The sequence below is a fragment of the Nocardia tengchongensis genome (genome assembly GCF_054781395.1).
The window spans coordinates 1-17,448 of the sequence record NZ_BAAGUM010000019.1; the positions used below are offsets into that span (position 1 = coordinate 1).

General features: G+C 68.1%; 17 protein-coding genes and 1 tRNA gene. 12 read left to right on the plus strand and 6 right to left on the minus strand.

Annotated elements, in window-relative coordinates; genetic code table 11:
• The 3 genes from ACYVKL_RS35525 to ACYVKL_RS35535 form a co-directional block, all read left to right on the plus strand.
• Positions 1-935, plus strand: a 935-nt coding sequence (locus tag ACYVKL_RS35525; RefSeq protein ID WP_460774011.1) for a biotin/lipoyl-containing protein, incomplete at its 5' end; no start/stop codon positions are given.
• Positions 932-1,828, plus strand: a complete 897-nt coding sequence (locus ACYVKL_RS35530) for an alpha/beta fold hydrolase (protein WP_379172670.1) — start codon at positions 932-934, stop codon at positions 1,826-1,828. The genes ACYVKL_RS35525 and ACYVKL_RS35530, both read left to right, overlap by 4 nt.
• Entirely contained in the window at positions 1,825-2,808 is a 984-nt protein-coding gene (locus ACYVKL_RS35535) for an ACP S-malonyltransferase (protein WP_379172672.1), read from the plus strand. Before ACYVKL_RS35530 ends, ACYVKL_RS35535 begins: the two co-directional genes overlap by 4 nt.
• A gap of 77 nt (positions 2,809-2,885) precedes the next feature.
• On the opposite strand, the gene ACYVKL_RS35540 is transcribed toward ACYVKL_RS35535, so the two are convergent.
• Together ACYVKL_RS35540 and ACYVKL_RS35545 are read right to left on the minus strand one after the other, a co-directional pair.
• Positions 2,886-2,957, minus strand: a tRNA-Val gene (locus ACYVKL_RS35540).
• 108 nt (positions 2,958-3,065) lie between these two features.
• Positions 3,066-4,268: a cytochrome P450 gene (locus ACYVKL_RS35545; protein WP_379172674.1), complete on the minus strand. Its 1,203-nt coding sequence runs from the start codon at positions 4,266-4,268 to the stop codon at positions 3,066-3,068.
• A 341-nt stretch (positions 4,269-4,609) separates the two neighbouring features.
• Between ACYVKL_RS35545 and ACYVKL_RS35550 the strand changes: the two genes are divergently transcribed.
• Positions 4,610-4,834 (plus strand): DUF883 domain-containing protein, encoded by a 225-nt coding sequence (locus ACYVKL_RS35550; protein WP_379172677.1) that lies wholly within the window; start codon positions 4,610-4,612, stop codon positions 4,832-4,834.
• Positions 4,835-4,914: 80 nt separating this feature from the next.
• Here ACYVKL_RS35550 and ACYVKL_RS35555 read toward each other — a convergent pair whose 3' ends face one another.
• Positions 4,915-5,169 (minus strand): three-helix bundle dimerization domain-containing protein, encoded by a 255-nt coding sequence (locus tag ACYVKL_RS35555; RefSeq protein WP_357195254.1) that lies wholly within the window; start codon positions 5,167-5,169, stop codon positions 4,915-4,917.
• Between the two features lie 397 nt (positions 5,170-5,566).
• Between ACYVKL_RS35555 and ACYVKL_RS35560 the strand changes: the two genes are divergently transcribed.
• The 5 genes from ACYVKL_RS35560 to ACYVKL_RS35580 are packed head-to-tail and all read left to right on the plus strand — an operon-like array spanning position 5,567 to position 11,276.
• On the plus strand, positions 5,567-7,285 hold the full coding sequence (locus ACYVKL_RS35560; RefSeq protein ID WP_379172680.1) for an alpha/beta hydrolase family protein: 1,719 nt from the start codon (positions 5,567-5,569) through the stop codon (positions 7,283-7,285).
• Between the two features lie 32 nt (positions 7,286-7,317).
• Positions 7,318-8,541 carry an FG-GAP repeat domain-containing protein gene (locus ACYVKL_RS35565; protein WP_379172682.1) on the plus strand — a complete coding sequence of 408 codons (1,224 nt, stop codon included), beginning with the start codon at positions 7,318-7,320 and terminating at the stop codon, positions 8,539-8,541.
• Positions 8,538-8,984, plus strand: a complete 447-nt coding sequence (locus ACYVKL_RS35570) for a hypothetical protein (RefSeq protein WP_379172684.1) — start codon at positions 8,538-8,540, stop codon at positions 8,982-8,984. Before ACYVKL_RS35565 ends, ACYVKL_RS35570 begins: the two co-directional genes overlap by 4 nt.
• A 13-nt stretch (positions 8,985-8,997) precedes the next feature.
• Positions 8,998-9,513, plus strand: coding sequence for a hypothetical protein (locus ACYVKL_RS35575; RefSeq protein WP_379172686.1), 516 nt, complete (start codon positions 8,998-9,000; stop codon positions 9,511-9,513).
• A gap of 26 nt (positions 9,514-9,539) precedes the next feature.
• The gene (locus ACYVKL_RS35580; RefSeq protein ID WP_379172689.1) at positions 9,540-11,276 is read left to right on the plus strand and encodes a hypothetical protein; all 1,737 of its coding nucleotides are present in this window, start codon (positions 9,540-9,542) and stop codon (positions 11,274-11,276) included.
• A gap of 54 nt (positions 11,277-11,330) precedes the next feature.
• On the opposite strand, the gene ACYVKL_RS35585 is transcribed toward ACYVKL_RS35580, so the two are convergent.
• The 3 genes from ACYVKL_RS35585 to ACYVKL_RS35595 form a co-directional block, all read right to left on the minus strand.
• The gene (locus ACYVKL_RS35585; RefSeq protein WP_379172691.1) at positions 11,331-12,554 is read right to left on the minus strand and encodes a C45 family autoproteolytic acyltransferase/hydrolase; all 1,224 of its coding nucleotides are present in this window, start codon (positions 12,552-12,554) and stop codon (positions 11,331-11,333) included.
• Positions 12,555-12,758: 204 nt separating this feature from the next.
• Positions 12,759-13,757: an AraC family transcriptional regulator gene (locus ACYVKL_RS35590; protein ID WP_379172693.1), complete on the minus strand. Its 999-nt coding sequence runs from the start codon at positions 13,755-13,757 to the stop codon at positions 12,759-12,761.
• A gap of 150 nt (positions 13,758-13,907) precedes the next feature.
• On the minus strand, positions 13,908-14,894 hold the full coding sequence (locus ACYVKL_RS35595; RefSeq protein WP_379172695.1) for an endonuclease/exonuclease/phosphatase family protein: 987 nt from the start codon (positions 14,892-14,894) through the stop codon (positions 13,908-13,910).
• Between the two features lie 292 nt (positions 14,895-15,186).
• Between ACYVKL_RS35595 and ACYVKL_RS35600 the strand changes: the two genes are divergently transcribed.
• The 3 genes from ACYVKL_RS35600 (at position 15,187) to ACYVKL_RS35610 (ending at position 17,447) form a co-directional block, all read left to right on the plus strand.
• A complete protein-coding gene (locus ACYVKL_RS35600; protein WP_379172697.1) occupies positions 15,187-15,807 on the plus strand; it encodes a hypothetical protein in 621 nt (206 codons plus the stop codon).
• A gap of 93 nt (positions 15,808-15,900) precedes the next feature.
• On the plus strand, positions 15,901-16,392 hold the full coding sequence (locus ACYVKL_RS35605) for a MarR family winged helix-turn-helix transcriptional regulator (protein WP_379172699.1): 492 nt from the start codon (positions 15,901-15,903) through the stop codon (positions 16,390-16,392).
• A gap of 65 nt (positions 16,393-16,457) precedes the next feature.
• A complete protein-coding gene (locus ACYVKL_RS35610) occupies positions 16,458-17,447 on the plus strand; it encodes an RNA polymerase subunit sigma-70 (protein WP_379172701.1) in 990 nt (329 codons plus the stop codon).
• The last annotated feature ends 1 nt before the right edge of the window (position 17,448 follow it).

A 17,448-nucleotide genomic window follows, 5' to 3' on the forward strand; every position in this document is an offset into this window, starting at 1 on the left:
CGTTCCTCGAGGTGAACACCCGCCTGCAGGTCGAGCACCCGGTCACCGAGGAGACCGCCGGCATCGACCTGGTGCGCCAGCAGTTCCGCATCGCCGAAGGGCACGCCCTGACCTTGACCGAGGACCCGACCCCGCGCGGCCACTCGTTCGAGTTCCGCATCAACGGCGAAGACGCGGGCCGCGGCTTCCTCCCCGCACCCGGCCCGGTCGACACCTACCGCGAACCGACCGGTCCCGGCGTCCGTGTCGACTCCGGTGTGGTCGAGGGCTCTGTCATCGGCGGCCAATTCGACTCCATGCTCGCCAAGCTGATCGTGACCGGTGAGAACCGTGACCAGGCCCTCCAACGAGCAGCCCGCGCCCTCGCCGAATTCCACATCGAGGGCTTGGCCACCGTCCTCCCCTTCCACCGCCACATCGTCACCAACCCCGCCTTCATCGGCGACGGCGAGAAGTTCGACGTCTACACCAAGTGGATCGAGAACGAGTGGGACAACCCGATCGAGCCGTACACCGGCGGCCAACCCATCGAGGACGAGGACGAGGCGCCCCGCCAGAAGGTGGTCGTCGAGGTCGGCGGTCGTCGTCTGGAAGTGTCGCTGCCGGGTCAGTTCTCGGTCGGCGCCGCCGCGTCGGCCAATGGTGCGGCTGCGGTGCGCAAGAAGCCCAAGCCGCGCAAGCGAACAGGCATGGCCGACGCAGCCTCCGGCGATTCAGTCACCGCGCCCATGCAGGGCACTGTGGTCAAAGTCGCCGTCACGGAGGGGCAGTCCGTCGAGGCCGGGGATCTGGTCGTGGTCCTCGAGGCCATGAAGATGGAGAACCCGGTCACCGCCCACAAGGCCGGTGTCATCACCGGTCTCGCGGTCGAAACCGGTGCCGCCATCACCCAGGGCACTTCGATTTGCAGTGTAAGCCAAGGAGATCAGACATGACCGTCATCAATCCCACACCGCTGTACCCACATTCGACGGTCGATGACCTGCAGGTCCGGTCCATCGACCTCGACGGCGGTGACGCGACGCTGTCGGCGCTGATCACCACGCCGGTCCAGCAGCCGCCGCGCGGCACCATCGTCGCCCTGCACGGGGCCGGGATGCGGGCCGGATACTTCGACGGTCGAGCCCTGCCCGGCATGTCGATGCTCGAACTGGGCGCGGCCCTCGGCTTCTCGGTCGTCGCCATCGACCGCCCCGGCTACGGCGCGTCCGCTGCCGCACTGCCCGAGGGCCGGCCCGTCATCGACCAGGCCGCCACCCTCGCCAACGCGCTTCGGGATCTGGCCGGGCGGTTCGACACCGGTGCGGGTGTGCTGCTGCACGCCCATTCGTTCGGCGGCAAGCTGGCTCTGGCCACTGCCGCCTATCAGCGTGTACCGGATCTGCTGGGCATCGATGTCTCCGGGTGCGGGCACCGTTACGCCCACCCGGCCGATGGGCTCGAGAACATCGGCGCGACGTGGACGAAGAGCTGGCTGCCGCTGCAGCTGTATCCGCCGGAGACATTCCACCAGGCTCGCTCGATCACCGCGCCGATCCCGGCCGCCGAGCGGTTCGACATCGTGAGCTGGGAATCGATGTTTCCCGCCATCGCCGAGCGCATTCGGGTTCCGGTCCGGTTCACCTTCGCCGAGCACGAGCGCTGGTGGCATCACGACGACCGCACCCTCGCGAATCTGTGCTCCCGGCTGCGGCATTCACCGCGCGTGGTCATCGACCGTCAGCTCGACGCCGGCCACAACACCAGCCTCGGCTACACGGCGCGCACCTTCCACCTGCGCTCGCTGGCCTTCGCCGAGGAATGCGTCGCGCTGAGGCAGCGCAGATGAGCCACCCTGCCGCCGCCCACACCCGCCTCGACGTCGAGCCCTATGCCCTCCTGGCGCCCGGGCAGGGCTCGCAGAAACCAGGCATGCTGACCGACTGGCTGTCGCTGCCGGGTGCCGAGCGAAGCCTCGCGCGCTGGTCGGAGATCTGTGACCTCGACCTGCTGCGCCTCGGAACCACCGCCGACGCAACCGAACTCGTCGACACCGCCACCACCCAGCCGCTGGTGGTCGCCGCCGCGCTGCTCGCGGTGCAGGCGTTGCACGCCGCGGGCGGCCTCGGGCCCGACACGATGGTCGCCGGTCACTCGGTCGGCGAGCTCGCGGCGGCAGCGGCCGCGGGCGTGATCTCCCCCGACGACGCGATCGCCCTGGCCGCCATCCGCGGCCGCGCCATGGCCGACGCCTGCGCCGCGGACCGCACCGGCATGGCGGCCGTCCTCGGCGGCCGCCCCGAGGAGGTGCTCACCCGCATCGCGGAACTCGATCTGGTGCCCGCCAACCACAATGCTCCCGGCCATCTCGTCGTCGCCGGACGCATCGAAGCCCTGGCCGCGCTGTCGGCCGACCGCCCGGCGGACGCCAAAGTGGTCGTCCTCCCGGTGGCGGGCGCCTTCCACACCGAATTCATGGCCGCCGCCCGCGACGCGGTGACCCGCGCGATCGGAAAACTCATCCCCCGCAACCCGATCCGTCCCCTGCTGTCCAACCTCGACGGTCGCCCCGTCACGTCGGGCGCCGACGCCCTGACCAAGATCGCCGCTCAGATCACCCGCCCCGTCCGCTGGGACCTGTGCACGACAACCCTGCGCCAGGAGGCCCGCCTCACCACACTCCTCGAACTCCCCCCGGCGGGCGTCCTCACCGCCATTGCGAAACGCGAGCTCCCCCACCTGAACCGCCACCCCCTGCGTACCCCCGCCACCCTCACCACAGCTCTCGACGCCCTCACCACCCCTACCAGACCCGGGAGCACGCCGTAGCTCGCTGTATGAAGCGGGCTTCCGGTCGCCGAACGAACACAAAACGGCAGGCACCGTGTGGTGCCTGCCGTTCGAAGTGGTTCTAGCTGGGATCGAACCAGCGACCCCTCGCGTGTGAAGCGAGTGCTCTCCCGCTGAGCTATAGAACCGGGTCTCGTCGCCGGGGCGACTGTCCGGGTTGGATTCCCTTGCCGGAGTGAGACAACACTAGCGTGTCACCCCGCCGGTTTGCCAAATCGGCGCGGCGGGGGGTGGGGTCAGTGGGGTTCGGGGAGGGGTGGGGCGGGGGTGAAGGCTACGGGGAGGGAGAGGAGGGCGCGGTGGAAGGGGCCTGGGCGCCAGGTCAATTCGGTGGCGGGGATGGTGAGGTGGAGTTCGGGGAGGGCGTCGAGGAGTTGGTCGACGGCTTCCTGGGCGATGAGGTAGGCCAGGGAGCTGGCGGGGCAGGTGTGGGGGCCGGCGCCCCAGGCGAGGTGGGAGCGGTTGCCGGCGAATTCGGCGCTGCGGATGGCGGGGTCGGTGTTGCAGGCGGCCATGCTGATGACGACGGGTTGGTGGGCGGGCAGCCAGCAGTCGTCGAGGAGGACCGCGCGGGGCGGGAAGCTGATGCAGAAGTTGGCCATCGGGGGGTCGTCGAAGAGGACTTCGTCGAGGGCTTCGCGGGTGGAGAGGCTGCCGCCCAGGGCGCTGCCGCGGAAGCGGTCGTCGACCAGGAGCAGCAGTATGGCGTTGACGATCAGGTTCTGTTGCGGCTCGATGCCCGCGCCGTAGAGGGTGGCGAGCTGATGCACCATTTCGGTGTCGGTCAGTCCAGCGGGGTGGTGGAGCATGCGGGTGGTGACGTCGTGGCCGGGGTGGGCCCGTTTGTGCTGGGTCAGCCGCAGCAGCGCGTCGATGAGCATTGTGTTGCCGCGTTCGGCGCCGACGCCTTCGAAGACGGCCCGGAATCCTTCCGCCGCTTGGGCGGCGATCTCGACGGGGCAGCCGAGCAGCTGGTTGAGGACCCGGAAGGCGAGGGGAAAAGCGTAGTCGCGCACCAGGTCCGCCGATCCGGCGGCGCAGAACGAATTGATCAGCGAGACCGCGACCCGTTCGACGGTGCCCTGCAGACCGTAGTGGTCGATGCCGGTCAATCCGGCGGTGTTGGTCTGCCGGTACCGCGCGTGCTCGGTTCCGGCGTTGCGCAAGGCATTCGGCCGCCATTGCATCATCGGCAGCACCGGGCAGTCGGCGGGCACGCCCGCCTGCCAGGCGCGCGGATCGGCGGGGAAGCGTTCGGGATCGTTGAGAATCCTTACCGCCGTGCGGTATCCGACGACCAGCGTGGCCGGGACGCCGGGCGCGAGTTCGACCGGAACCAAAGACCCGTAGCGCTCGCGGGTTTCGCGATAGACCCGATGCGGGTCGGCGGCGAATTCCGGGGTGTACATCGGCACCCGGGTGCCGACCAACTCTGACATCCAACCCACTTCACACGGTGCGCGACACTCCACCGCCGCCGAACAGCGCACATCCCGGACGCGGAAACAAAACCCTACCGAGGTGAGCGCCGCCGCACGCGTCGTTTCGGCATTCCCCCTGCACAACGACCGATTTCGGCGAAAAGATTGACAGCGGGGACGCGCAGGTGCAGGCTCTACGAGGCGTAATTGTTGCTCAACAATTGCTGCGAACACCCGGCTGTCGGCGATCTCTGCCCCTGGTGACGCCGCCCGACAGCGCTCGGAGATTCGATCGGACGCGGTGATCCCCGCGCCCACTTTCCTTGGTTCGGACGAAGACCACCGATTCGGAGGTTGGAATGTCTAGCAAGCACGGCCGCAAACCCAGCCAGATCGCCAACAAGGCCAAGCAGGGCATGAAGGACCAGGCCCAGCGCGTCGAACAGGACATGGACCGGCTGGCCGATGACGCCCGGCGTGACATGGACCGCATGGGCGACGGCATCAAACGGGACGCCCAGCAGGCACGGTCGGATGCGCAGGCAATGAACAAGGAGACGAAGCGCAAGCTCCAGCATCACTGACCCGGAGCGGCACAGCAACGACAATGGCCGGTCCATCACGATGGACCGGCCATTTCGCGCAAATCAGCGACCGAGCGGTGTCAGAGATAGGCCGGTGCCGAGGACTGCCATCCGGTGCCGACAGCGGTCGAATGGTAGGAAACCCGGCGGCTCAGCTGCCGTTCGGCAATGCGCTCCACCAGTAACGGGATGAATTCCCGCACCCGGTGGCCCTCGAACTCGCGATGGATTCCGCGGACCTCTTCGCCGACACAGCGCGGCGTGAGGTGGGGGAATTTGTCGGCCAGCCGGGCGACGAGCTCACTGATCTGTCGCTCCTCTTCGGATGCCGTCATCCTGGGTCTCGCCTCCATAAGCAATCAGCGTGATGCCGGCATCCGGACCCCTCCTGGATACACGACATAATGGACAACGGCCCAGGAGCCTCTCGACTCCCGGACCGCGCTCTTCGATTGTTGTGTCAACGGGCGAATTCCGCGCGCCCGCAGCCGCTTCTGGCACAGCATGTCGCAGTATCGGCACAGGAAGTCCTCGACAGCGACAAATGCAAGGACCAAATGAAATTGCACTTGCAATTCCGGCACCCATTGTGAGCCCGCGCCGATTCTGGCGCTGATTGTCAACCTCCTGTCCTCCCGCGAACTGCCTTCGCAGTGTCTGAGCCAGTTCAATGCGAAGGCAGGCCCCGATCACCGCCGATCCGGGCCGCCGGTGACCGAGCAGGAGGTCGGGGTGCGTAGAACCCGTCGTATTCGTGGTCTGGCGGCGCTGCCCGCAGCGGCGCTGCTGGCGCTGGGCGCGGTGACCGCCGCGCCCGCGCAGGCCGAGGGCTATCCCGAACCGCAGCCGCCGGACCCGTCGTATGTGTTCACCGAGATCGGACAGTTGTTCACCGGGACCTTCGTGGACACCCTGACTCCCGGGCAGCTCCAATATCTGGTCGGCGCAGGCATTCTCGACACCGCGGGACGCCTGGCCCAGCCGTTCGTGGATCTGACGAAGCCGGAGACCTGGCATACGCCGCAGGGCGCGTCGGGCGCCGCGGCGGCGGCGCAGCACGTGTGGGACGCGTTGACCCATGTCGCGCCGTTCGGACTCGGGTTGCCGACACATCCGGCCTACATTCCGGACTGGAACCACAACGGCCGGTTCGGTGTCGCCGATGTCGACGACGCGCTACACGACGACACGTACGACGATCCGGACTATGCGCAGGCCCGGTTCCGGTTGCCGTGCAACAACCCCGACGGCACGGTGTGGTTCGAGACCGTCGACGGTTCCTGCGCCCCGGGCGAATCCGGCGCGGTCTTCGCCCAGGGCGCCGTGCGAAAGTTCCGGATGGTGAACGCCCGCGGTATCTCGTTGGCGGGCAAGGTGTTCTTCCCCGCCGGCGTCGACCCCGACCACCCGGATGCGCGCAAGTATCCGGTGACCATCGGCTTCCCCGGCGCCTCCGAGCATCAGAGCGACGTCGGCATGTACGCCATGGGCACGGCCCGCGACGGCTTCATCTCCTTCACCTTCGCCCAGGCCGGGCAGCCGGCCAGTGACGGCAACGCGCTGGATCTGATCACGCCGCTGCTCCAGGTGGAGCACTGCTTCGCCCCCGGATCCTGCCTGGACGCCCAGGATGTCACCCGCTGGGTCGCGGGCCAGGACATCACGGCGATCAGCGATCTGGGCAATGAGCTCGGAAACCTGGTGCGCGCGCAGAATCCGCGGCTGGTGCGGATCAACCCCGCGTATGCCCCCGCCGGGGAGAACCAGCGCAATCCGTGGCTGGACCTGCTGGATCTTGATCACATCAATCTGTGGGGGCAGTCGGTCGGCTCGATCGGCATGTCGTCCTATTTGAACTGGCAGGACAAGGGTTTCGGCTATGACGGCCGCCCGCTGCCGAAGGTGTCGTCGTTCGTCGGAATGTCGGGCTTCACCCATCATGTGGCGTCGGCGGCGGTGCAGTGGCAGACGGCGGATTTCGATATTCCGGGGCTGAACGAGAACGGTGTGCTGCCGCCCAACCCGATCTTCGACCCCACCGACGGGCCGATCGGCACCAAGGACCTCTACGACATGGAACGACGTGACCCGCGCAGCACCAATCCGATGATGTTCGTCGACTACGAGGGCGGCAGCCACGGCGACTCCATCAACTGGCTCGGGGTGCCGCACAACGCGAAATCGCCCGCGCTGTCGGTGCATTACGCCATGGCCTGGTTCAACTGTTACGGCCGGGGCGATGCCGATCAGGCGTCGTGCGATGCGTTGCGCGAGCCGATCGACGGCCTGTCGCGGGCGGTCGCGACCGAGTACGCGCCGCAGGGGCACTACGGGCCGAGTCTGTGCGTGACGGTTCCGGACCGCGCCACCCTCATCCAGGTGTTCCGCCCGCAGATCTTCCTTCAGAACCTCACCAGCAGCCCGGGCCGGCACGACTGCACGCCGCAGTGACGCCGGACGCGAATTCGTCAGGAAAACAACATATGTCGGGATACCAGAAGCTGTTCACGACCGGCGCGCTGGTGGCCTCGCTCACGCTGGCCGCTCCGATCGCGCTGGTCAGCGCCGCGCCGGACACCGGGTCCGGCGGCACCGGACCGAATCCGGCATTCGAAGACTCGGTCGAGTATTACGCGGGCGGACTGGGTTCGGGGTACGGGTCGCAGACCCTGGCCACGGGTGACTTCTTCCGTGACGGGAATCAGTCGGTGGCCGCGACCGGGGTGGCGGGCGGGGTCGCCATCCTGCGCGGCGACGGTCACGGGCGGCTGCGCCGGACCCAGTTCATCCCCACCGAGGTCGGTGCGAACGCCGTGGTGGCGGGCGATCTGCGGGGCACCGGGGCGCTGGATCTGGTGGTGAGCAATCAGTTCAGCATCACGGTCTTGTTCAATGACGGGAGCGGGCATTTCACCGTCGATCGCGAGTATTCGCGCGACCCGAATCCGGCGGTCACCTATCGTACCGGCGGGCTGCCGCTGGGCGTGCAGCTCGGCGACTTCCACCACACCGGACGTCTCGACATCGCGTTCGACAATCTGGTTCCGCTGCCCGGCGCGATCGGCGTCATGCCCAACGACGGAACGGGTCATTTCGGTGAACCGCAGTGGCTGGCAGCGGGATTGATCCGCTCGACGGTGCTGGTCGCCGACGTGGACAACGACGGCTACGACGACATCGTCACCGGCGATCTGGGGACCACCGGGTTCTGGGTGCTGCGCAACGATCGGCAGGGCGGTTTCCTGCCGCCGCGCTGGAATCTGCTGCCACTGCCCGATGAGGATCTGAAGGTCGCCGACGTCGACGGCGACGGCAACGCCGATGTCGTCTCCGCGAATGTGGCGGCCTTCAGCTTCTCGGTCATGTACGGCGACGGGCACAGCAATTTCGGTCCGCCGCAGACCACAGTCGGTCCGATCGCCCCATGTGCCGTCGCGATCGGAGATTTCACCGGTAGCGGGCGGATGGATATCGCCGCGCTCCAATACGTTCCGTCGACCGCGATGATCTACCGCAACAACGGCGACCGCACGTTCGGCTACCTCGAGCAGCACACCGTGGGGCTGGGCTCGCAAGGGGCCGCGGCGGTACGCCTGGACAACGACCGGCACGACGACGTGATCTCCATGAGCATGCTCTCCGAGTCGGTGGCCGTGCTGCGCAATCGCATTCCCCTCAATCCCGATGAAGGACAACCGGATCGATGAAGCACAAGATCACAGCCGGACTCGCGGCGACCGGCGGCGCGCTCGCGGTGACCGCGGCGCTGGGCGCACCGCACGCGGGCGCGGTGGAGCCGACGCTGTCCTGGGGCGTCAGTGTCGGCGGCACCAGCCTCAACCATTTCACGGCCGTCCCGGCCGGTGCGCTGTTCGACGGCGATATCGGCACCCTCACTCCGGCCGTCGCGCCGGGCGTGGTCGGCGTGCTGTCCTCGACCGCCGGAGGACATTGCGTGTCAGGGCAATTCGCGTTCTACCCCAAGGATGACGGCGTACCGGAGGTCGTGCCGGTAGGCACCTCCTGCGGGCTGCCGGTGATCTACGCCGTGACGGCCCGCCGACCGGCCGGCGCCTACGCCGAGGTGTGTGCCGAGGTCACCACCGACCCGTACCGAACCCGCACCTGCCTGCGCTTCCCGAACGACTGACGAAAGCCCGCCCATGACTGTCTCTTTCCCCCTGCGCGTCTGCATCGGGGCGGCTCTGGTCGCTCTGGCCGCCGCCCCCATGGCCCATGCCGACACTCCCCCGCCACCCGCCGTGAACGTACCGGCCGCGCCACAGCCCGCGCCACAGCCGCCGGGTCTGAGCACCAGCGCCGGCTGGCTGCCACCGATCGACTTCACCATCAACCTGGCCGGGTTCGACTTCAAGCACACCGACCTCACGCCCGAGTGGACGACCTACGACGCGGGCAATTGGTATGTCAGCCCGGATCTTCCGATCTGGACGCTGGGCTGGCTGGCCGACCTGAAGCTGGGCGATCCGGCGGGCGCGGACGGCGAGATGACCCTCTACCTGCGGGACGGCACCCAGGAGGTGGTCCCGCTGCATGCCGGCCTGGCCGTCTGGAACTACCTGTCCCAGCGTCCGGGCCGCGATTACGCGATGGTGTGTCACCGCGCCGCCAGGCCCGGTGACGCGGGCCAGCGCACCTGCTTCCGATTCGTCAATTGACACCGCGAGAACCGAGGTATCCACCGATGCGTACCCCCGCCCGTCTCCGGGGCCTGACCGCCGTCACCGCCATCGCCCTGGCCGCCTCCGGCGCGACCGCGCTCGCGTCCGCCGAAACGCCCGGGCGCACCGAGCAAGTCGTGGAGAGCGGGGGTGGTATCGAGGTCCGCGAGGTCACCCTGGACAGCCCGATGCTGCCCACGGCCGGTCCCCATCCGCCGGAATGCGACAAGATCAGCTACCTGCGTTACCGGCTCACCGACGAACCCGAGGATCCGGAGCAGGCCGACACCGTACTGGTCATGCAGCCCGGCGCGACGGGCAGCGCGTACTCGCTGGACCGGGTGGCGCGAAACACGCTGCACCAGTTGGCCGCCAAGGGCAAGCACGCCGAGTGGTGGTCGCTGGCGCGGCGGGGCGTCTGCCAGCAGGACAACACCGGTATCGACGCGGCGCGTGCGGCGGGCGACTACCGGATCGCCATCGACTACTACTACAACGGCGCCGTGATCGACGGGAAGACGTTCCCGGGCTGGCGGGGGCTGTGGGGCGACCGGATGGGCGCGGACTTCGGTGTCGCGCAGACTTCACGGGACGAGTACGAGATTCTGACGCGGGAGTTGCCCGATCGGGGCTTCCGACAGTCGAAGACGCTGTGCGGCGGGCATTCACAGGGCGGTCTGCTCACCGGGCTGTTCGCCGCCACCGACTTCACCGGCGATCGGACTGACGCCGGATACAACCAGTGCGCCGGGTTCGTCGCCCTCGACACGCTGGTCACCGCAGACCCGGTCGGGTTGAAGGTGGATCCGCTGTTCGCCAAGCTCAGTGAACTGGGCCTGGCACTGCCGGAGGCGATCTCGACCGCCCTGTTGAAGTTCGGGTTGGCGCCCGCGGACAACGCGCTGATCCCGATCTTCAATCCGCAGACTTTCAACGCCCTGTCGATTCTGGGCCTGGACGCGCAGTTCGAGCCCGACGCCGAATCCGATGTGCTGAAGCGTCTTCCGGTGACCTGGGGTCTGGACAGCACCTTCCGGGTCGGCGGGGCGAACAACTGGGCCGACGTCCTCACCGGCGCGCCGAACCTGCGCGACTTCCGCTTCACCAATCAGGCGGCGTTCGGCCAGATCCTGAGCAAGAACGGCATGAACATCGGCTTGGACCAGGTCAGTCTGGGTGCGCTGGCGGGCGGGCCGGTGCAGGAGAAGACGTTCCCGCTGCCCGACGGCCCGCAGCGGATTCCGCTGATCGGCCTGGGTGTGGGCGGCGCGCTGGGCCACGAGAAGCGGGTGGGACCGGTCGATCCGAACGTCCTCTACACCTGGGACGACTACCGCCACACCCCTACGACCTTCTATACGAACCCGTGGGACCAGGTCGTCGACATCGCCGACTTCGCTCGAATGGTCAGCGGCCCACTGGGATTCACCGAGTGGTATTTCCCGACGCGGGTGCTGTACGACACGTTCCTCGCCCTCGCCGGCAGCCGCACCGGGTCGCTGTCGAACATCAGGTACGACGCCGAGGTGATGGGCAAACCGATGATCACCATCAACGGCACCGACAGCGTCGTCCACGACTTCCTCGACGCCCAGGACCTCGCCGCCTCGATCATCCCGACCGCGCCACACTTCCAGCGCGTCATCGTCCCGGGCTACACCCATATCGACACCCTCGCCGGCGCCGAAACCCAGAACGACGGCAGCCCGGACCCGGTCGGCGTGGCCATCGCCGACTTCACCGCCAAGACTGTGGGCTGAATCCGGCGACCCCGCTCGAGCGGGATCCACCGTGTGCCAGAAGCGCGTTCCCGATCAGGACAACGCTTTGTCCAAGCTCCACTCGAGGTGATCGGTGCGTTGGACGCGCATGTGGTTGGTGCCCGGCTCGGGGCCGAGATCGCACTGGTGGAATCGGAAGCGATAGGTGCGGGCGACCGGGTCGGCGAGGTAGTTCCAGAGCGTGCGTTCGGGGACGCCGCCGCTGACGCCGGCGGCCGCGTCGTCGGTGAAGGCGCACAGCACCACGTCGAGCAGCGCATCGATATCGGCGGGGCTCCACAGCCCGCGGTGGGCGCCGATGGCTTCCGACAGCATGCGGTAGCGGACGAAGGAATCGTGTTCGCGGCTCGGGTCGACCGCCGGGAAGGTGTCCATGGTGGGGTAGGTGTGCAGGGCGTGGTTGGTGATGATGAACGGCGCGTCGGCGGGAGCGTCGGTGAAGCGGTATTGCCGTGAGGCGCGGTCGATTTCGAAGACGGTGGCCGCACCCTGGGCGTCGGCGATGAGCCAGTGTTGGCTCTCGGCGACCGGGACGAAGATGTGCTGGGTCAGCAGGGAGCGTTTGGCCTCGGCGACGGTGGTGGCCTGATCGAGGACGTAGCCGATCAGCTGCATCGAGGACAGGCCGTGGTCGAGGAAACCGGCGCCGCTGGTGCCCGGGTTGCCGGGTGCGGTGTGGTCGACCAGCAGCGCCATCATCAGCCCGGCGTCGTTGACGCCGTCGTAGCCGGGGTTGACCAGGTCGTGGCAGCCCAATTGCGCTACCGCGCGCCCGGATTCGCCGACGGTGGTGACCAGGACCGTGCGGGAGCACGACGGGTGTTCGTCGGGTCCGGGCCGCATGCCGGTGGTGGCGCTCAGGGGCAGGGTGTACCAGTCCATGTTCCTGCCGAACAGTGGCCGCCCGGTGGTGGTCAGCGCGGGCGGGAACCACACCGCCGAACAGGCGGGACCGCCGGGCACGTCGTATCCGACCGCGGTCGTGTCGAATTCGTCGCCGTCGGCGGGCATGCCGAACGCCGCCGCCACGCCGCGCGCCCGCGCGGCGAGAGCGGGATGGTTGCGTTCCAGGTAGGTGCGGCGCGCCTGCGCGTAGATCGGATCGGAGTAGGGCGCGATCCGCGCGCCGAAGTCGGTACGGCCGAGGCGAGCCAGATCGGCCCCGATCTCCTCGTCACCGCCGCGCGCGGTGACCGTGCGGACCGACAGGTAGTCGCCCTCGGCGGGCGCGAGCAGATAGGAATCCTCCGTGAGCACCGACGCGCCTCCCGTTCACCCGACAGTATTCGGCAAACTTACCGCAAACAGCCGGTGTGAGGGCGCACCCACGCGGCCAGGGCCGCAACTCGTTTCGCGGTGTCGACGACCGAAACGCCTTTCGTCGGCGCGCCGACCGATTCGATGCGCGACCGCCCGGGACCGCAGCCCCGGCGCGGACGGACGATTGATATTTCGCGTCGGCTACACCGCTTGTGGCACCCGCGCCGGCGCGCGCCCTTGGCGGGAGCGGTATTCCTGTGGGGTGCAACCCTTCCAGCGGCGGAAGGCCCGGATGAACGAGGCGGCCTCCGCGTAGCCGAGCCGGGCGGCCAGCTGTTCGGTGGTCATGGAGGTGTGGTCGAGCAGTTCCTCCGACAGCGCTCGGCGCACCTCGTCGAGCAGGGCGCGGAACGAGGTCCCCTCCTCATGGAGGCGGCGGGAGAGGGTGCGTGGACTCATGAACAGTTCGGCGGCGACCTCCACCTGATCGGGCACCCGACCCGGATCCCGGACCAGCAGATCACGAACCGTGCCCGCCACGCCGGTGCGGGCGTGGCGGCGGACGAGCAGATCGCGGCACATCTGCTCGCAGGTGCTGCGCGCCCACTCGTTGGCCTGCGGCAGCGGCAGGTCCAGGTAGGCGGCGTCGAACACGAGCTCGTTGTCGGCCGCCCCGAATTCCGGTTCGAGTCCGAAGATCTCGCGGTGGCGGGTGGTGTCGGCAGGCTCGTGGTGCCGGAAGGTCAAGCGGCGCAGCGGGATGCCGGTGGAGAACAACTCGGTGCCGAGCAGCTGGGCGCCGGTCAGTACCCGTTCGGCGAGGAAGCCGCGAACGTCCTCGGGCACTTCGGAATCGTCGAGCAGCAGCCTCGCCTCGGTCTCGGTTTCCTCGAATCGCAGGTGCCCGAACGCGAAGGCCAGCTCCACGTAGCGCAGCGCGACGTCCACCGACTCGCGCAGGGTACGGCTGGCGAGCATCGCCAGACCCCACGGCCCGTAGAGCGAGAGGTGATAGTGGCGGCCCGCTTCCACGCCCAGCCCCGGCTCATCGCCGAAGCGCTCCAGCAGATTTCGGACCACCGTGAGTTCCTGCCGGGCGGTGACGGTGACGTTCGGGTCGATCACCGCGGCGGGCGGCATCCCGGTTCCGGCCAGGCACTCCTCGGCCGTCATCCCCCGTTCCTCCGCGATCCGCGTCATGACGTGGACGCTGGAGGTATTTCTCGATAGATCCCAGTCGAACATGTGCGCGCTGTCCTCATCGACTTCCGCCGGCCCCGAAGGGCCTGCGGTGCCCGTCAATTCCCGACTGGTCAGTGTGACACACGCGACAGCGCCGAGCGGTCCGTCTCAGAGACGCAGGCGCGCGATCACGGCGCGATGATCGGTGTTCGGGATCGTGACCGAGTGCAGGGCGGTGGCGTGCCCCTCGGCGATCAGGACGCGGTCGATGCCGATCACCGGACCCCAGGCGCGATCGGTCGGCCAGGTGGGCAGGGCGCCGACGCCGAGGAGTTCGGCGGAATCGGCGTAGCGGCCGCTGATCAGCGCGCGGAAGGCGGCGTGGTCGTAGGTGGAGTTGAAGTCACCGCCGACCACCGCGGGCCCGGTCGTCTCGTCCAGATGTGCACGGAGCCGGTCGAGTTCGCTGCTCCACACCCCGGTGTTCAACATCGGCGGAATCGGGTGGAACGCGAAGACCGACACCGGCCCGCGGGCGGGGTGAATCATGGTGGCGCGCAGGTTGTTCAGCCAGAATCCGTCGAGCTTGACGCCGTCGGTCAGCGGATAGCGGCTGAAGATCCCGGTGCCTTGCCCGCTGTTGCCGGAGGGTGCGGCGAAGCGATACGGGAACAGCTCGGCGAGTCCGGCGGCATCGAGCCTGTCCAGCAGGTCCGGCGTCAGCTCCTCGAGGGTCAGGACCTCGACGCCGTCCTCGCGCGCCGTGCGCACCACCGCCTCCGCGGATCCGCGGCCGAGCTCCAGATTCGACTGCATCACCACCAGATCCATGCCCGGCGGGGCGCTCCCGTCTGGCCACAGCATCGGCCCCTGCGACCAGAGGGCGGCGGCCGACACCAGCACCGCGACCGCGGTGCTCGCCCACTGGCGAGCCAGGCCCAGCAGCACGATCGCGGCGAGCGCACCGGCCATCGGATACGACGCGAACGACGCGGCCAGCACCGCCGGCTCCCACACCCACGGGCTGTAGTGCAGCCCGACTCCGGCGATGCCCGCGAGCAGCAAAAGCCATCCGAGCACCAGCAGCGCCCATCGCAGTGGACGACGGCGGGCGATCGGCTCGGCGGCCTGCTCCAGACCCAACGAGTTGATCATCGAGTTCCCCCCTTTCGCCGATCACCCTACGTGATACCACTAAAGTCACCAAAATTGTCGATATTCACGTTCGATCGATTTGCGTGGAACTCTCGGCGGAATTAACTTTCCAGAGTAAATATTCAATTGCAGTTAAGGATCTGCCGGAACCGGTCCCCGACCGGCCATCGATACCGAACCGTTATTACGAATTCCAGCCCCCGCACGATGAGAACAGGTTACATTTCAAATCCCTTACAGGTACGGCACACCATACGGATCGTGTCGTTACTTCACATTTTGGGAGATAGTTATGAGTAAGACCGCCTCCGTGCTGCTGCGCGCCGGAATTGTTACTCCGGTGGCGCTGGCCACCGTTTTCGCATTGGCCGCACCCGCGAATGCCACGCCAGTCACCGTGAACTGGAGTTGCCAGGGCACGATCTTCGGGATCGGCCAGACCTCGAGCATGACCACTACGGTCACCGGCACCGCGCCGGGCTCGGCGGCGTCCGGCTCGGCCGTGGCCATCACCCTCACCCCGGGTGCGTCCACGGTGCCCAGTTCGGCCTCCGGATTCACGGTGACCAACATCAGCAACCTGAAGATGACCTTCCCGACTCCGGCGAATTCGACGCTGGTCTCGGCCACCGCCTCCGGTGGTTCCGTGGCCGGCACCGTCTCCACCTCCGGCGGGAATGTCGTTCTCACCGTGCCGGGTCCGATCGCGGGTGGCACCAGCTTCACCCCGCCCGCGGTGACCATCAATGTCACGGCCGGTTCTCCCGGAACGTCGATCACCAGCCAGTACGCGGGAACCAGTTTCGCCAACCCGGGTATGACCATGACGACCAAGGTGGCGTTCATCGGCAACGTCGCGACCGCCTGTTACCCGAACCCGTCCCCGACCCTCACCACCACCACGGTCAGCTGAGTTCGAGGCACTGACGACATGAGGTGAATATGGCTGGACCGGGCTGTAATCGGCAGCCCGGTCCATGCTCGAAGTGTACGAGGGTGGGAGCGCGTGCGTCCGAAGTCAACCGAACCCGCCCAGGTAGAGCTGAGCAAGGCGCTGGAGTTCTATCACGGCACCGTCGAGGATCTGGCCCGGGAATTGATCCGATTGCTCGGTGTGAACGAGACCGATCGGCGCGCGCTGGAGATCGTCCTGCTCGGCGACGGGAAGTCCACGACTCCCGGCCTGCTGGCCGAACGCCTGGGCCTCACCGCCGCGGGCGCCACGGTGCTGCTCAACCGGTTGGAGAAGCAGGGCTACATCACTCGCTCACTGCACCCCACCGACCGTCGCCGGGTGATCGTGGTGGCGACCGACCTCACCGCGCGGCGGATCGAGGAACTCATCGCGCCCCTGGTCGACGAGAGCTTCGAGATGATGCTCAGCTGGTACGAGCCCGGCGAACTCGAATTGATCGCGGGCTTTCTCACCCGGGTGGGCGAACTGCAGCGCATCCACCGGCAACGCCTGCGCGACATGGATCCCTACCCCCGGCGCTGAACTGGATTCTCGCGACCGCGACGAATTTCGGCGGCCCGCGCGGTCATAACTGTCGAAGGTGTTCCGTGCGAGCGCGCCGGCACCCGGACCGCGAGGAGAATCGCATGAACCAGACGTCTGCCCTGGCCGCGCCCGCGGTCGAGGATGCGCTGGCCGAGCTGCGACCGGCACTGCTCGCCTACTGCTATCGCATGCTCGGCTCGGTGCTCGAGGCCGAGGACGCGGTGCAGGAGACGATGATGCGCGCGTGGCGGTCCGCGGCCCGGCTCGAGGATCCGGCGGGTCTGCGACCGTGGACCTACCGCATCGCCACCAATGTCTGCATCGACGCGAGCGCCGACCGGAAGCGACGGGCGCTGCCGATGGATCTGGTCGCCGCCGCCGACCCGCGCGGCGAGCTGGGCGCCCCACTCCCGGAGTCGACCTGGGTGCAGCCGTTTCCGAGCAGCCCGACCGTCGATCCCTCCGAGCAGGCCGTGTCGAACGAGTCGGTCCGGCTGGCCTTCGTCGCCGCCCTGCAGTATCTGCTGCCGCGCCAGCGGGCCGTGCTGATCCTGCGCGACGTACTGTGCTGGCGGGCCGCGGAGGTGGCCGAACTGCTGGATCTCAGCGTCGACGCCGTCAACAGCATGCTGCGCCGGGCGCGGGCGGCCCTGGCGCAGCGAGCCGACGGCGCGCGGCCACTCGATCCGATCGACACCGGTCTGCTCGACCGCTACGTCGCCGCGTTCGAGCGATTCGATATCGCCGGTATCGTGTCGCTGCTGCGCGACGACGCGATCATCGATATGCCGCCGGTCGCGTTCTGGTTGTTCGGCCGGGAGTCGTTCCGGGACTGGCTGATCGGGTCCGACATCGGGTGCCGTCGCAAGCGGCTGATTCCGATCCAGGCCAACGGGTGCCCCGCCGCCGCACTGTACCGGGAGACCGACGGGCGGATGACCGCCTTCGCCATTCAGGTGCTGGAATGCTCGGGCGGTGAGATCGCGCGGTTGCACACCTTCCTGCAACCGGAACTGTTCGGGGCCTTCGGGTTACCGGACCAGCTCGACTGAG

What these genes read in the sequence shown, in the direction of transcription:
- ACYVKL_RS35545 (WP_379172674.1), bottom strand. Translation starts at nt 4,268, where the DNA reads ATGTCAGAGTTGGTCGGCACCCGGGTGCCGATGTACACCCCGGAATTC.
- ACYVKL_RS35535 (WP_379172672.1), top strand. Translation starts at nt 1,825, where the DNA reads ATGAGCCACCCTGCCGCCGCCCACACCCGCCTCGACGTCGAGCCCTAT.
- ACYVKL_RS35530 (WP_379172670.1), top strand. Translation starts at nt 932, where the DNA reads ATGACCGTCATCAATCCCACACCGCTGTACCCACATTCGACGGTCGAT.
- ACYVKL_RS35575 (WP_379172686.1), top strand. Translation starts at nt 8,998, where the DNA reads ATGACTGTCTCTTTCCCCCTGCGCGTCTGCATCGGGGCGGCTCTGGTC.
- ACYVKL_RS35590 (WP_379172693.1), bottom strand. Translation starts at nt 13,757, where the DNA reads ATGACGCGGATCGCGGAGGAACGGGGGATGACGGCCGAGGAGTGCCTG.
- ACYVKL_RS35555 (WP_357195254.1), bottom strand. Translation starts at nt 5,169, where the DNA reads ATGACGGCATCCGAAGAGGAGCGACAGATCAGTGAGCTCGTCGCCCGG.
- ACYVKL_RS35550 (WP_379172677.1), top strand. Translation starts at nt 4,610, where the DNA reads ATGTCTAGCAAGCACGGCCGCAAACCCAGCCAGATCGCCAACAAGGCC.
- ACYVKL_RS35580 (WP_379172689.1), top strand. Translation starts at nt 9,540, where the DNA reads ATGCGTACCCCCGCCCGTCTCCGGGGCCTGACCGCCGTCACCGCCATC.
- ACYVKL_RS35570 (WP_379172684.1), top strand. Translation starts at nt 8,538, where the DNA reads ATGAAGCACAAGATCACAGCCGGACTCGCGGCGACCGGCGGCGCGCTC.
- ACYVKL_RS35600 (WP_379172697.1), top strand. Translation starts at nt 15,187, where the DNA reads ATGAGTAAGACCGCCTCCGTGCTGCTGCGCGCCGGAATTGTTACTCCG.
- ACYVKL_RS35595 (WP_379172695.1), bottom strand. Translation starts at nt 14,894, where the DNA reads ATGATCAACTCGTTGGGTCTGGAGCAGGCCGCCGAGCCGATCGCCCGC.
- ACYVKL_RS35565 (WP_379172682.1), top strand. Translation starts at nt 7,318, where the DNA reads ATGTCGGGATACCAGAAGCTGTTCACGACCGGCGCGCTGGTGGCCTCG.